Origin of the sequence: Photobacterium sp. SP02, from assembly GCF_038519165.1 — a bacterium.
GTDB classification, from domain to species: Bacteria; Pseudomonadota; Gammaproteobacteria; order Enterobacterales; family Vibrionaceae; genus Photobacterium; species Photobacterium halotolerans.
In genome coordinates, this window is the sequence record NZ_JASJOJ010000078.1 from 1 (window position 1) to 14,438 (window position 14,438).

The 14,438-nt window shown below is 52.2% G+C and carries 12 protein-coding genes; 7 read left to right on the forward strand and 5 right to left on the reverse strand.

Going from position 1 to position 14,438, the window contains the following annotated elements; translation table 11 throughout:
• Positions 1-534 precede the first annotated feature (534 nt).
• From P0Y67_RS20565 to P0Y67_RS20575, 3 genes are all read left to right on the forward strand, one after another.
• Positions 535-2,415, forward strand: a complete 1,881-nt coding sequence (locus P0Y67_RS20565; protein WP_342393351.1) for a monovalent cation:proton antiporter-2 (CPA2) family protein — start codon at positions 535-537, stop codon at positions 2,413-2,415.
• A 327-nt stretch (positions 2,416-2,742) separates the two neighbouring features.
• Positions 2,743-3,228, forward strand: coding sequence for a hypothetical protein (locus tag P0Y67_RS20570; protein WP_051288119.1), 486 nt, complete (start codon positions 2,743-2,745; stop codon positions 3,226-3,228).
• 225 nt (positions 3,229-3,453) lie between these two features.
• Complete coding sequence (locus P0Y67_RS20575; protein WP_342393352.1) at positions 3,454-4,437, forward strand: LLM class flavin-dependent oxidoreductase; 984 nt, start codon at positions 3,454-3,456, stop codon at positions 4,435-4,437.
• A 469-nt stretch (positions 4,438-4,906) separates the two neighbouring features.
• Here P0Y67_RS20575 and P0Y67_RS20580 read toward each other — a convergent pair whose 3' ends face one another.
• A complete protein-coding gene (locus tag P0Y67_RS20580; RefSeq protein WP_342393353.1) occupies positions 4,907-5,827 on the reverse strand; it encodes a DMT family transporter in 921 nt (306 codons plus the stop codon).
• A 93-nt stretch (positions 5,828-5,920) separates the two neighbouring features.
• Between P0Y67_RS20580 and P0Y67_RS20585 the strand changes: the two genes are divergently transcribed.
• Complete coding sequence (locus P0Y67_RS20585; protein WP_342393354.1) at positions 5,921-6,817, forward strand: LysR family transcriptional regulator; 897 nt, start codon at positions 5,921-5,923, stop codon at positions 6,815-6,817.
• A 47-nt stretch (positions 6,818-6,864) separates the two neighbouring features.
• Here the strand turns inward: P0Y67_RS20585 and P0Y67_RS20590 are convergent, their stop codons facing one another.
• On the reverse strand, positions 6,865-7,002 hold the full coding sequence (locus tag P0Y67_RS20590; RefSeq protein ID WP_342393355.1) for a hypothetical protein: 138 nt from the start codon (positions 7,000-7,002) through the stop codon (positions 6,865-6,867).
• Here P0Y67_RS20590 and P0Y67_RS20595 point away from each other — a divergent pair.
• A complete protein-coding gene (locus P0Y67_RS20595; protein ID WP_446728859.1) occupies positions 7,001-7,393 on the forward strand; it encodes a helix-turn-helix transcriptional regulator in 393 nt (130 codons plus the stop codon). The two genes, P0Y67_RS20590 and P0Y67_RS20595, sit on opposite strands and share 2 nt — an antisense overlap.
• A gap of 16 nt (positions 7,394-7,409) precedes the next feature.
• Here the strand turns inward: P0Y67_RS20595 and P0Y67_RS20600 are convergent, their stop codons facing one another.
• The 3 genes from P0Y67_RS20600 to P0Y67_RS20610 are packed head-to-tail and all read right to left on the reverse strand — an operon-like array spanning position 7,410 to position 12,136.
• A complete protein-coding gene (locus P0Y67_RS20600) occupies positions 7,410-7,691 on the reverse strand; it encodes a hypothetical protein (RefSeq protein ID WP_342393356.1) in 282 nt (93 codons plus the stop codon).
• A complete protein-coding gene (locus tag P0Y67_RS20605; RefSeq protein WP_342393357.1) occupies positions 7,688-10,867 on the reverse strand; it encodes an efflux RND transporter permease subunit in 3,180 nt (1,059 codons plus the stop codon). The genes P0Y67_RS20600 and P0Y67_RS20605 overlap by 4 nt, the downstream gene beginning before the upstream one ends.
• Positions 10,868-10,879: 12 nt before the next feature.
• Positions 10,880-12,136, reverse strand: a complete 1,257-nt coding sequence (locus P0Y67_RS20610; RefSeq protein ID WP_342393358.1) for an efflux RND transporter periplasmic adaptor subunit — start codon at positions 12,134-12,136, stop codon at positions 10,880-10,882.
• Between the two features lie 356 nt (positions 12,137-12,492).
• Between P0Y67_RS20610 and P0Y67_RS20615 the strand changes: the two genes are divergently transcribed.
• Entirely contained in the window at positions 12,493-13,413 is a 921-nt protein-coding gene (locus P0Y67_RS20615) for an AraC family transcriptional regulator (RefSeq protein ID WP_342393359.1), read from the forward strand.
• Positions 13,414-13,791: 378 nt separating this feature from the next.
• Entirely contained in the window at positions 13,792-14,427 is a 636-nt protein-coding gene (locus P0Y67_RS20620; RefSeq protein WP_342393360.1) for a radical SAM protein, read from the forward strand.
• Positions 14,428-14,438: the final 11 nt, after the last annotated feature.

Here is a 14,438-nt window from a genome sequence, read left to right on the forward strand (position 1 = left end):
GGAAAAATTCAGGACGAATTTTTAGGTTGTCGGCGCCGGGAGCGCCTACAACCGACCCGGACCACACCAAAGAACAAAAAGGGCTTTCTGGGCACTCTTTGGCCCGACAAAGAGTGTCTGGCGCGCGTCACACCATGCCAAAAGAACCACCGGACTCAAGCGCGACATACCTCAGCCGTACCAAAATCCCCAGCCTCAACACCCCAAAACGCCAAAGAAACCCACTCCCCAAGGGAAAAATTCAGGACGAATTTTCAGGTTGTCGGCGCCGGGAGCGCCTACAACCGACCCGGACCACACCAAAGAACAAAAAGGCTTTCTGGGCACTCTTTGGCCCGACAAAGAGTGTCTGGCGCGCATCACACAATGCCAAGAAAACCACCGGATTCAAGCGCGACATACCTGCATATATAACAGAACTCCCAGCCATAGCTCCCCTACCCTAAAAGACACCTTTGAAAATACCACTCACTGACATATAACTATCAGACTGTGCACAAGATTCCCCCGCCACGTCGGTCAAAAGGAAGCAACATGACGGAATATCTCATCTATGCCTTTATCTATCTGATCGCAGCCGTGATTGCCGTGCCGCTGGCGCAGCGCTTTGGCCTCGGTTCCGTGCTTGGCTATTTGATTGCCGGGGTGGTTATCGGGCCGGTCATCGGCTTAGTGGGCGAAGAAACCACCTCTATTCAGCACTTTGCCGAATTTGGTGTGGTCATCATGCTGTTTCTGGTCGGTCTCGAACTGGAGCCAAAATCGCTCTGGGCCATGCGGCACCGGCTCATCGGACTGGGCGGGTTACAAATCGGTCTGACTGCCCTTGCCTTTACCGGCGCGGGACTGCTTTTCGAATTGCCCTGGACGCTGGCGCTGGCAATTGGCCTGATTCTGGCGATGTCCTCCACCGCCATTGTGCTGCAAACCTTCAACGAAAAAGGGCTTGGCCGGACCGAAGGCGGTAAAAATGCATTTTCTGTGTTGCTGTTTCAGGACATAGCCGTCATCCCCATGCTGGCGCTGCTACCGCTGCTGGCATTGCCCGAGTTAATTGCGCAGGCACAATCAGCGACAGCGGCGGCGGCCGAACACCATGAAGAACTCAGCCTGGTAGCGGGATTGCCCGGTTGGGCTTATGGTCTGGTGATCACCGCCTCCATTGCCTTTGTGGTGGTTGGCGGTCATTTTCTCAGCCGCCCTTTGTTCCGCTTTGTCGCCGCTTCAGGTCTGCGGGAAATTTTTACCGCCACCGCCCTGATGCTGGTACTGGGTGTCTCTATCCTGATGAGTCTGGTGGGTTTATCGCCGGCGCTGGGGACTTTTCTTGCCGGTGTAGTGCTGGCGAACAGTGAATTTCGCCATGAACTGGAATCCAACATCGATCCCTTTAAAGGGCTGCTGCTGGGCCTGTTCTTTATCACCGTTGGTGCCGGGATCAATTTCAACATTCTGTTCAGCGAGTTCTTCACCGTGATTGGTCTGACACTGGGCATCATGCTGGTAAAAGCACTGGTGCTATTCTTGCTGGCGTTGATTTTCCGGATCCGCAACAGTAACCGCTGGCTGTTTGCCCTGAGTCTGGCCCAGGCCGGTGAGTTCGGGTTCGTCCTTATCAGTTTCACCGTCCAGAATCATGTGCTGCCCCCAGAGCTGGCGCAAACCTTGTCTTTGGTAGTTGCGCTGTCGATGATGTTCACCCCCGGACTGTTCATTTTCTACGACAAAGTCATATTGCCGCGCTTTGAACATTCCTCTAATGAGCGCGAAGCCGATACCATTGATGAACAGGGCACGGTGATCATTGCCGGGATCGGCCGCTTCGGCCAGATCGTCAACCGCCTGCTGATCGCCAACGGCATCAAAACTGTGGTGCTAGATCACCAGTCGACCATCATAGATACCATGCGAAGAATCAACACCAAGGCCTATTTTGGCGATGCCACCCGCCCGGATCTGCTGCACACTGCAGGGATAGAACATGCCGCCATGGTGGTGGTTGCGATGGACAATCAGGAAAGCAGCATCATGCTGGTCAAACATATCAAGCACACTTACCCGAACGTCAAAATCCTGGCACGGGCCTTCGACCGCGGACACAGTTACCGGCTCCGTCAGGCCGGCGCTGATGTGATTGAGTCTGAAACCTACCATTCGGCGCTGGAAATCGTCGCCGCCGCCCTGCGTGAGAGGGGCCTTCCGTCTCGTCTGGCCCAGCAACAGAAATCCGCGTACAAACGGGTGGATGACGAACTGTCTGCCGGTCTCTATCAGGCCTGGCTGGGCGAGTCGAACGAAGGCGAACGGTTTGATAATAACTACCTCAAACTCTTCAGGCAGTTTGAAGACAGAATCCACGAAGAAATGGCCTTTGAGCGCTCGAATCATGATACTGAAGAAAACCACAAAGCATGAGTCGCGCTTGATCTAAAAAACACCATAAATTGACAGGTTGTTTCATGATGCTTGGTATGACAAGGGTCGTGATTCAGCCTCATCCTTTACTGACAATTTTGATAAAAATGTATTCAGTGATCTCAGTCGAAAAAATACTTTAAAATAAGATATCTCATTCTCCAATTTATTTCTTCGGGACTATAGTCAGACTAACTCCAGATATTAATGAGATTAACAAGCCGTATTAATGGAATTATTGGAGTTATAGTTAGTTTTGTTTTTATTCACAAAAACATCACCGAACTTTAAGACAAATAATGATGATCCAATGAAAAGGAGAATATAATGACTCAAGCACTAACCAACTTAACTATCCAGTCTGTCGACACTCGTGGACCATTATATGAGCGCGGTTGGGAGTTTTACTCTGTCGATTTAAATTCAGGTGTTGGCGGAAATTATATTTATGTTGGTTTTCAGAAAGAAGAACAGCCAAGCGATCCAATCACTTCCGTCACCTTCAAAGCTTATGATACAAAACAAGATAACAGCATGCCGGGCTGGGAGTGGTCTGCAGATGATTTGAATGCCGGTGCAGGTGGTAAATATATTTACATGTACTGGAAAAAAGGTGAACCCAATAAACAGCCTATTACTAGCCTGATGTTTATGGTTCTTGAAGAAAGTACACCACCAACAATGGGTGGCTGGGAAGTCATTCATCAAGATTTGAATGAAGGTTCAGGTGGCCCTTATATCTGGCCATATTATTCAAATGAATTCTCTGGCAACCAAATGAAATTAAAAGTAAATAAAAACAAGCCAGAATAATAGATTGATAATTATTACTTGAAAATTTGTTTTTATGACAGGTGCAAAATATAGCTTATTTTGCACCTTTTCTGATCATGTAAAAGCATCACTCCAGACCTTATTTATTGATTTTTAATGTTTGATGTGAACGATCCATTCGAAGCAATATTCTGTCTGTTTACCAAGCTGAAATAAACAGGCATAGTCAGGCAATCGTTCATTGTTGATATGAAAGAAGGGTCCATGACGCTACCGCCTCGCTCAATATTAGATCTAGCCCCTGTTGCTGAAGGGGCTGATTTCTCGTCCACTTATGCGCGTTCTGTATCTCTGGCGCAACACGCTGAAAAATGGGGTTACAAGCGGTTCTGGCTGGCTGAACACCACAACATGCCCGATATTGCCAGTGCCGCTACCTCTGTGCTGCTCAGCCATATCGGTGCACATACCAATTCCATCCGGCTGGGTTCGGGCGGGGTGATGCTGCCCAATCATGCGCCCTTGGTGATTGCCGAGCAGTTCGGCACCCTGGAAGCGCTGTATCCCAACCGTATCGATCTCGGTCTGGGCCGTGCGCCGGGCACCGACTACCCCACCATGCATGCGCTGCGCCGCGATCCGGATCGCATGGATCCCAACTTTGATGAACTACTGGAAGAGCTGCAGTTTTTCATGGGGCCGGTGTCACCCAACCAGCCGGTTAAAGCGTATCCGGGATCGGATTCTTCCGTCCCCATCTGGCTGTTAGGCTCCAGCACTTACAGTGCCCGACTGGCCGGTATCAAAGGCCTGCCGTTTGCCTTTGCCTCTCACTTCGCACCCGATGCCATGATGAACGCGATACAAATCTACCGCGAGCATTTCCAGCCTTCAGAGCAGCTGGATAAGCCGTATGTAATGATAGGCGTGAACATTATTGTGGCTGACACTAATGACGAAGCGCAGTATCTGGGCACCACGGAAAAGCAGAAGTTTCTCAATATGATCCGCGGCGTTCAGGGTAAAATCCCGCCACCGGTCTGGAGCATGGAATCGGTGTGGCTGCCCCATGAAAAGTACCAGATCGAAAAACAACTACGGGAATCTATCCACGGTGATCAGGACACTGTCCGGGCCCGATTGATCGAATTGACAGAACGTACCCAGGCCGATGAAATCATGGCCAATGCCCTGATCTTCGACCATGAGAAAAAGCTGCGTTCCTATGAGTTGCTGGCAGAGCTGTAATTGAAGCCTGATTTCCCTCTGATCACGGGGGAAATCAGTTTCTCTTGTGCCCGGTTAATACATCTGCACATAAAAGGCTGACGCAATCCCCCCCATACACACTTGATGGAACATTAATTTTTCCCAGTCACGCCGAAATATCGTCCATAGCGAACTCAATACATAAATAAGAATGGTCAAAGGGACACTCAATCCAATGAATATTCCGACGATAGGTGGCACAACAAGGATAATATCCAGGTAAGCAAGCAATAAGCTCATGAAACAATAGAAATACCATACGATCGCAAAAATCACTGAAAGTTACCTTCTGCAGCATTAGCCTTTTGGCTGAATTGCCGTGTGCACGCAATCCCAGCGAGGTTGAAGAAGCCTCTAACCGTTAAAAAAGCGACCAATCACGAGATTTGATTGAATGACCCTTTGCCGCTCTCGCATCGGCAGGAGCTCACGCACCGCAACTCTGGACTCAAGCGGCGCGGGCGTCTTTTCGGAAGGTGAGCAGCCTTGGCAACAGTAACCCCAGAATCACAATCGCAATCCCGACCAGTTGCAGCAGCGTCACGGCCTGCCCCATCAGGTACGCGGTGAGCACCGCAAACACAGGGACAAAATTAAAGAACAGCGCGGCGGTTGGCGAGCCCAGCTCCCGGACACCATGCAGCCACAGCAGATAACCGGCCACAGTCCCAAACAACCCAATGTACGCCACTTCAAGCAGCCCGACTGACGAGCTGCCCGACAACTCGGCAAAGGGTTTGACCTCCGGTGTGGCCAGACACATCAGGCCAATCACCACTGCCCCGCTGACCATGCCGACAAAAGTATAAGGGATCACAGGTATCCAGCGGCTGATCCCCTGGCTGCAGTAAGTGTAAAAACTCCACGCCAGCATGCCGGAGAAAATCATCTTATCGCCCTGATTAAACGCCATGTTCAGTAGCGTCTCCAGATGACCGTTAGTGATCACCATCAGCACGCCAGACAAGCTGACCACCAGACTGAGGCATTGCGGTAAGGTGGGTAAAGTCCGCATGGCCACACAGGCGATCAGCGCCGTCATCAGAGGGCTGAGGGCCATAATCAGCGAACCGTTGGTGGCCTCGGTGTGCTCCAGCCCGGTGAACAGGCCCAGGTTCAGGCCGCCGACCCCCACAGCACTGACCCCGATCACCCAGCACCATTGCTTCGCCGATAACACAAAGCGCTCTGAGCCAATCAGCTTCAGACAGAGCGCAAGGCAGATTGCCGCGATAACAAAGCGCCAGAACACCAGCGTGAGTGCATGCACTTCGTTAAGTGCATGTTTACCAATCGGAAAGCAGCTGCCCCAAAAGAAGGTACAGATAATGAGCAGAACAACGGCTTTCGTTGTTGATGAAGCATTCATAGTCACTCCAGATGACTTGTCACATGATAACCGCTAGTCTATTGGTTTCATGATCTGAATAAACAGGCATTATCAGCACGGTAAATCCCAAATATGAAATCTAACTATTCTCTCGACGATCTGCGCTGTTTTTGTACCGTTGCCCGGCTGGGCAGCTTTAAAACAGCCGCTGAACATTTAAGTATGCCACTGTCGACACTCAGTCGGCGGATTCGTCAGTTAGAAACAGATCTGCAATTGCGATTGCTGAACCGGGATGCCCACAGGGTGTCACTCACCCATACCGGTCAGCAATATTTTGAACGCTCCAGCACACTGTTTGATGAGCTGAGTGACATCGGGGAAGATCTGCACAAAGACAAGCATGAGCCGAAAGGTAAAATTCGTATCAGTGCGCCTATCAATGCAGGCTCCCAGTTTCTGCGTGATATCTTTTTTGATTTTTTGCTGCAATATCCTGACATTCAGCTAGATCTGCAGTTTTCCAACACTCTGATTGATATTGAAGCCCAGGCAATGGATGTGGTTTTTCGTGTCGGCACGCCTGTGGTAGAAAACTGGATAGCCCGTCCGCTCAAAGACATTCACTTCATTGTCTGTGCTCATCCCGACTATCCGGTGCAGTCCATCACTCACCCGGAGATGCTGAGCGATCACCCGTCGATCCTCTGTCATCCCATGTCGCCCTGGCAACTGGTTCATACAGAAACAGGAATGGAATATGATCACCAACCGGTGAAAGGCCTGCGTCTGGAAGTCGATGAAATCCGCATGTTGACTCATGCCATCCAGTCTGGCCTGGGAATAGGTTATATTCCTGATTATTTTGCTTTGCCTATGATCGCTGACGGCGAACTCAGCCGAGTCCTGCCGGATTGGTGCAGCAAGCCCCGTACCCTGTTTATGCTCTATCGCGACCGCGATCATCTGCCAATGCGGGTCCGCTTGTTTGTTGAGTTTGTCATGACGCGCTTTGAGGCGATGGCATGAGTCGTTACCTGTTCTCGCACCACCTTACCTGCTTGCACAATCAATCATCAGCGCCTGAGAATCTGTTCAGCCACAGACGCGGCTTTTCCTGACAGGCTCAGCAAAACCATCAGAGCGGCAATGATGATCTGATAACCGCTGAACTCTGCTGTCATACCTGCGACAAACAAGCCCGCTGACAGCATGCAACGGACACACGCGCTATTTTTTGAGGAACTGCATCATGCGCGTGAAGCCTGTTTATCCCTGCCTCTGCCATCAGACAGACGTCTTTCTGCATGGCTCAATGCACTGCACCTGGATCAGCAAAATGCCCCGACACTCAAGATGTTAAGTGAACAGATTGGCGCCAGCAGTAAAACCATCAGCCGGCTGTTTATACGGGAAACCGGGATGCCTTATCAGGACTGGCGCCAGCAATGGCGGTTACTGAAAGCCATCGAGCTGTTATCTGCCGGGCTTCAGGTTAATGACGTGGCGTACCGGCTTGAATTTTCCAGCGACAGTGCCTTTATCGCGTTTTTCAAGCAGCAAACCGGCCAAACCCCGCTGCACTATATTCGGGGCGGTCACTGAGCCTTCAGTAAGAAAGTCAGAGTTCAGACGGCTCGATCTGCCAGATGATCTGGCCGTCTTGCTCTCCCCGGCAAAGGTCCATAATCACAGTCTCTGTCGATCCGGCCGTCTGCTCAGGCAAGCTGGTCAAAACGGCCGGATTCAGCAGATACTGCCAGGCCTGACCATCGTATTGCGAAGCCTCCCGGGAGGCCTGAAACAGCCTCTCGGGTGACAGTGAGCGGTCAAGCACAGGAGAGAAGCTGACGGCACTGTACAGCAGTATGCCGATACATGTGTCCTGCCAGATATCACTCATGATGCCTCTTGAACGCTTTCCAGTGCGGGTGGTTCTGTTGTCGCCGGTGCTTTCTGCTGTCCGCGTTTTGCCAGCAGGTAATAAAACAGCGGTGTCAGCAACAGACCAAACACAGTCACGCCTATCATGCCCGAGAAGACCGCCACGCCCATGGCCTGACGCATCTCGGCGCCCGCGCCGGTGGAATACACCAGTGGCGCCACACCCATAATAAATGCAATAGACGTCATCAGGATCGGACGCAGCCGCAGCCGGCTGGCTTCCAGAATCGCGTCTTTCACTGAATAGCCCCGATCCTGCAGCTCTTTGGCGAACTCCACAATCAGAATCGCATTCTTGGTGGCCAGTCCGACCAGTACGATAAAGCCGATCTGGGTCAGGATATTGTTATCACCGCCGTAGAGCACCACACCACTGAGCGCAGACAGCAAGGTGAGCGGAATAATCAGAATGATCGCCAGCGGCAGGCGGACACTTTCATACTGCGCCGCCAGTACCATGAACACCAGCAGGATCACCAAGGGATACACGTACAGGTTAGAGTCCCCGGTGATCATCTGCTGATAGGTCAGTTCAGTCCACTCGTAACTCATGCCCCGCGGCAGAGTGTCAGCCAGTATTTTCTCAATGGCCGCCTGCGCTTCCCCGGAGCTGTAACCGGGAGCCGGTCCGCCATTGATTTCAGCCGTCATAAAGCCGTTGTAGTGCATCACGCGATCCGGTCCGGCGGTATCTTTCACATGGATAAAAGAATCAATCGGCACCATGTCGCCCTGCGCATTGCGGACTTTGATCTGGCCCACCTGCGCGGCATCCTGACGATACGCCTGATCGGCCTGCATATTGACCTGATACGTGCGGCCAAACAGGTTCAGATCATTGACGTAGGTTGAGCTGAGATACCCTTGCAGCGTCTGGAAAAGCACATCCAGGTTCACGCCCTGCTGCATGGCCTTGGTGCGGTCGACCTCGATATCCAGCTGCGGCACGTTGACCTGATAGCCGGAAAAGACCCCGGCCAGTTCAGGGGTTGCGGCTGCCTTTTGCATCACCGTCATGGTTGCCTGATGCAAGGCCTCAAAACCCAGCCCGTTTCTGTCTTCAATCTGCAGCCGGAATCCGCCGATAGTGCCAAGGCCCATCACAGGTGGCGGCGGGAAGACAGCAACGAACGCCTCTTCAATACCGGCATACTGCTGATTGAGCCGGGCGGCAATCGCGTTGGCACTGGCCGCCGGATCCTGACGTTTGTCGAAATCATCCAGCGTCACAAACACGATGCCGCTGTTGGATGCATTGGTAAAACCGTTGATGCTCAGTCCGGGGAAACCCAGAGTGTTAGTGACGCCGGCCTGCGCCTGTGCCAGATCGGACATCTTTTCCAGCACCGCATCGGTGCGGTCCAGCGACGCGGCATTCGGCAGTTGCGCAAAGGCAATCAGATACTGCTTGTCCTGCGCCGGAATATAGCCGGTTGGCGTGGTGGCAAACTGATAGCCAGTGAAACCCAGCAAGGCAACATAAGCCACCGAAGCAATGGCACCGGCCCGGATGACTTTGCGGACTACCACGCCATAGCCGCCCGACAAGGCACTGAAAAAACGGTTAAACGGATTGAACAGCCAGCGGCCGAACAGCCGGTCCATGCCTCGGGTCAGCCAGTCTTTCGGCGCATCATGGCCTTTGAGCAACAGCGCCGATAACGCCGGACTCAGGGTCAGCGAGTTGAGCGCTGAAATAAAGGTAGAAATGGTAATGGTCAGCGCAAACTGCTTGTAAAACTGGCCGGTCAGTCCGGTCATAAAGGCGGTGGGAATAAACACTGCCGCCAGCACCAGTGTGGTGGCCACAATCGGCCCGGTGACTTCGCGCATGGCTTTCACCGTGGCATCGACCGGAGACAAGCCTTCACTGATGTTCCGCTCAACATTTTCCACCACCACAATGGCATCATCGACCACAATCCCGATCGCCAGCACCAGGCCAAAGAGCGACAGCGCATTGAGGGAGAATCCCATCAGCAGCATAAAGGCGAAAGTGCCGATCAGCGACACAGGCACCGCCACCAGCGGAATGATCGACGCCCGCCAGGTTTGCAGGAACAGCACCACCACGGCGACCACCAGCAACACGGCTTCCAGCAGGGTCTGAATCACGGCTTCAATTGAGCCGCGCACAAAGACAGTCGGGTCATAAGCGATCTCGTAAGACACGCCTTCCGGGAAATCTTGCGCCAGACGCGCCATGGTCGCGCGCACATCATTGGAGATCTGAATCGCATTCGAACCCGCCGCCTGAAAAATACCAATGGCGGCGGCATCCTGATTATCCAGGGTGGAGCGCAGCGCGTAGGAATCGGCACCCAGCTCAATCCGCGCCACATCTTTCAGGCGGCTGATTTCACCCTGCTCCCCGACACGGATAATGATGTTCTCAAATTCCTCAACCGTCGACAGACGCCCTTTGACATTGATCAGTAACTGATAATCCGAATGGCTTGCCGGCTGGGTACCCAGACTGCCCGCCACGGCCTGCTGATTCTGCTGGCGGATCGCCTCGGCGATGTCGGACGGCGTGAGGTTCAGCGCGGCGACCTGATTGGGATCCAGCCAGACCCGCATGCTGAAATTACCGGCGCCAAAGGCTCGCACCGAGCCGACACCGCTGACTTTCGCCAGTTCATCTTTGACCTTGAGATTGGCAAAGTTGGACAGATACAGCATGTCATAGCGGTCGTCAGGCGAGAACAGATGCACCACCATGGTCAGGTTCGGCGAGGATTTTTCCGTCACCACGCCCAGCCGCTGCACCTGCTGTGGCAGACGCGGCAACGCCCGGTCGACCCGGCTTTGTACCTGGGAGACGGCGAGATCAACATCTGTACCGATAGCAAAAGTGATGGTCAGCGTCATCATGCCGTCTGCGGTGGACTGCGAAGACATGTACAGCATGTTCTCCACACCATTGATTTCCTGCTCCAGTGGCGAAGCCACTGTCTGGGCAATCACGCCCGGATTGGCGCCGGGATACTTGGCCGTGACCACCACTGTCGGCGGCACCACTTCCGGATATTCAGTCACCGGCAACTGCCAGACCGCGATGCTGCCGACAATGACAAACAGCAGCGATAACACAGAAGCAAATACCGGTCTGCGGATAAAAAATTGTGAAAACATAGTCTGTCCTGATTACTGTGCGTCGGTTGATTGGCGGGCGGTCAGCACACTGCTTCCTTCCGCACTGCTGTCTTCTGTGTGCCACTGCTGATAGCGGTGAATATCGGCCAGTTGTTCTGTGGTGGCCATTTCCACGACTTTCGGCGCAACCTGCATACTCGGCCGGATCTTCTGCAGCCCGCTGACCACAATTCTGTCCTCTGTCGTCAGGCCGGATTGCACCACACGCAAGCCAGCGACTTTCTCACCCAGGGTCACTGGCTGGTAAGTCACCACATTGTCGTCATCCAGCTTGAGGACATACTTTCGGTTGAGATCGGTGCCGACGGCTTTTTCATCAATCAGAATCGCATCATACGGTTTGCTGGCGATCAGCCGTAAACGGGCAAACAGGCCGGGCATCAGCATCTGGGCGTTGTTCTCAAAGGTGGCCCGCATCCGAATCGAGCCGGTCTGCTGATTGACACTGTTGTTGATAAAATCGATATGGCCCTGATATGCATAACCGGCGTCGCCGGACAGCGCCATCATCACAGGACTGGAATCACGGGTTGCCGATACACGCACCAGATGGTTGCGGACATAATTGAGGTAGGTTTGCTCATCGACATCAAACCAGGCGTACATCTGTTCGGTCGACACTATGGTCGTCAGCTCGCTCTGGCCACTGGTGACATAATTGCCCTGCGTGACCTGCGCGTGTGAGACTCTGCCGTCAATCGGCGACACCACCTGGGTGAATGACAACTGCAAGCGCGCGTGCTTGAGCGAAGCTTTCAGCGCATCCAGCTCGGCCCTGGCCTGCTGTAATGCCGCCTGACGGTTGTCATAGACATCGGCAGAAATGGCTTTGGTGGCGTTCAGTCGTTTGGCGCGGACAAACTCACTCTCGGCCAGTTTTAACTGACTCTGCAAACTGGCCTGCTGCGCCTCCAGCCGTTCAACTTCGGCGCGAAACAGACGATCGTCAATGCTGAACAGCACATCACCCTTGTGAACCAGATCGCCTTCACGGTAAGCCACTTCAGTCACGTAACCGGAAACACGGGGTTTGAGCACCACTGTCTCGGGGGCCTGCAAACGGCCTGTGTATTCATCCCACTCAGTGATACGTTCACTGAGCACCGTCGCCACACTGATGGCAGGCAGCGGCGGGGATGCCGGAGATTCATTGCCAAACGCTGTCCCGGAGGCGGACACCAGAAATACAGATATGCCACCAAGAAGCCGTTTCCTGAACACGTTTCTGAATGGGGTGAATAGGGTCATCAGGCAATCCTCTCTGACTTTGATACGCGGAAATCAATAAATGCAATGTCTTATCCGAACCACCAAAGAGGGATCGGATTTCACCTTGTCATTCTATGTCCCATTCAGCGTATTGATATTGTCGAAAGCTCGGAGAAGATTGCCTATTTCTACAAACAGTAAAATGCCACAAGCAGCAATACCACTACCGACACAGATTACAGACTCTTGGCTTTATAAAAGACAGAAACGCGCCATTCCTGATATCTTGCCTTTTTCTACACAATCCTTGCCTAATCCTCTAATTGTCATCATGAGGTAAAACAGTGGCAGTGAGCTTGCCTTATACTCTATAGTCGCATGTGGATAAGAAAAAGATGAGTGACACAATGACGGGTATCCAACAAGAATTAATCAACCTGGTGAACCGGCATATTGACGGGCCGGGACTGACCGAAACGGCACTGCAGGACATTAAGCTGGTGCACAGCACGGAAAACACCTCCTGCTCACCCGCCATCTACAGCCCGATGCTGTGTTTGCTGCTGCAGGGTGAAAAGCGTATTACCGCCGGGGCGCGTGAATTGTTACTGAAGGAAGGCGATTTATTACTGGTGCCTGTGATGATGCCTGTTGTCGGCGAGATCCTTCGCGCTTCAGCAGAACAGCCTTACATCGGCATCAGCATTGCGCTGGATCTCAAAGAGCTGACAGATTTACTGATCACCATGAACGAACCGCCCGAAGCCATCACCAAGTGCCCTTACTGCATCAGAACCGTGGCATCTGATGACGATATACTGTCGGTGTTCAAACGTTTTCTGGCCTTACTCGACCATCCGGAAGATGTCCCCGTCATGTTGCCACTGCTTAAACGGGAACTCATGTTCAGGCTGCTGAAAAGCCCGGTAGGGGTTCAGCTTCGCCAGTTTTTGTTACGGGATACCCAGGCCAATCGCATCAGTAAAGTCGTCGAGCTGATCCAGCAGCGATTCAAAGAGCCGATCCGGGTGCAGGAGCTGGCCGATATGGTGCATATGAGCCAGTCTTCGCTGTTCAACGCCTTCAAAGCCGTGACATCCATGACGCCGCTGCAGTTCCAGAAACAACTCAGGCTCAATGAAGCGCGCCGGATCATGTTACAGGACGGGATAGACGCCTCCGCCGCCAGCTACAGAGTCGGTTACGAAAGCCCGTCCCATTTCAACCGCGAGTACAGCCGGCTGTTTGGTATTCCACCGATGACAGACATCAGCCGCCTGAGAGGTCACAAGCCGCCGATGGAAGACCGGATTTAATCCAAGCGCCTGACCGGAGCAATTCAGGCAAACTGATTGTTCCGGTCTCTCACCGCCTCATCTTCATCTCTCCAGCCTCTGAGTCACAGCCTGCGCTGTCCGGACTTATGATTCGGGCAGAATCTGTTTTCAATCAACACGTTTCCTTTGAAAGTCACACACTCGCTCACGCCTCTCACACAAAGGACACATGACCCGTTAAATCCACGCAAAACAGAATAATATTCAGTAGATATCCAAAACATACAGCCTTATAGACTAAATTTTGCTTGCATATACAGATCACAATCTAAACATATCGATCTACACCACCATATGAAACAAATGTACCATAAGTGAGTTTGATTATGATTTTAATTCTTATTTGAGGGAAAGACGGTGTCTGATCAGTTGTTTAAAATCGATATATCGCCTAGCACGCTATCAATTATTACGACATACCAATGCACAGCTGCTTGCGCTGATTGCTGTTTCGAATGCAGTCCTTCCATCACAAAGTCATTAAGTTACGCTGAGATGAGTCAGTTTATTGATGATGCTATTCAGGAGCATCCTTCTATTCGTCTCGTCGTTTTTACTGGCGGCGAATGCTTCATGCTGAAGGAGAAGCTCTTTTTTCTAATTGCCAAGTGCACTCAACTTGGGCTCGCAACACGCTGTGTGACCAACGGCTACTGGGCGAAACGACCAGAGAAAGCCATGGAGTATGCACAAAAACTGAAACATGCCGGTGTAAATGAGATCAACCTGAGTACTGGCCTTGATCACCAGCAGTGGGTTCCAGAAAACACCATTGTGAATGCGGTCATAGCGCTCGTGAGTCAATCCATTTTCACCTTAGTGACACTGGAAACCGATACTCAAACATCGGATTGTTTTGAGTCTTTTCACACCAACCCGAAAATTAAACAATTGCAGGGAAACGATTTATTTGAACTCAGAGTGAACTCAGGGCAAGATCACGAACGTTTTTTGAACAAAATAGATCAGTTTGACGATCAGGGCTGGCTGTGATCATATACTCC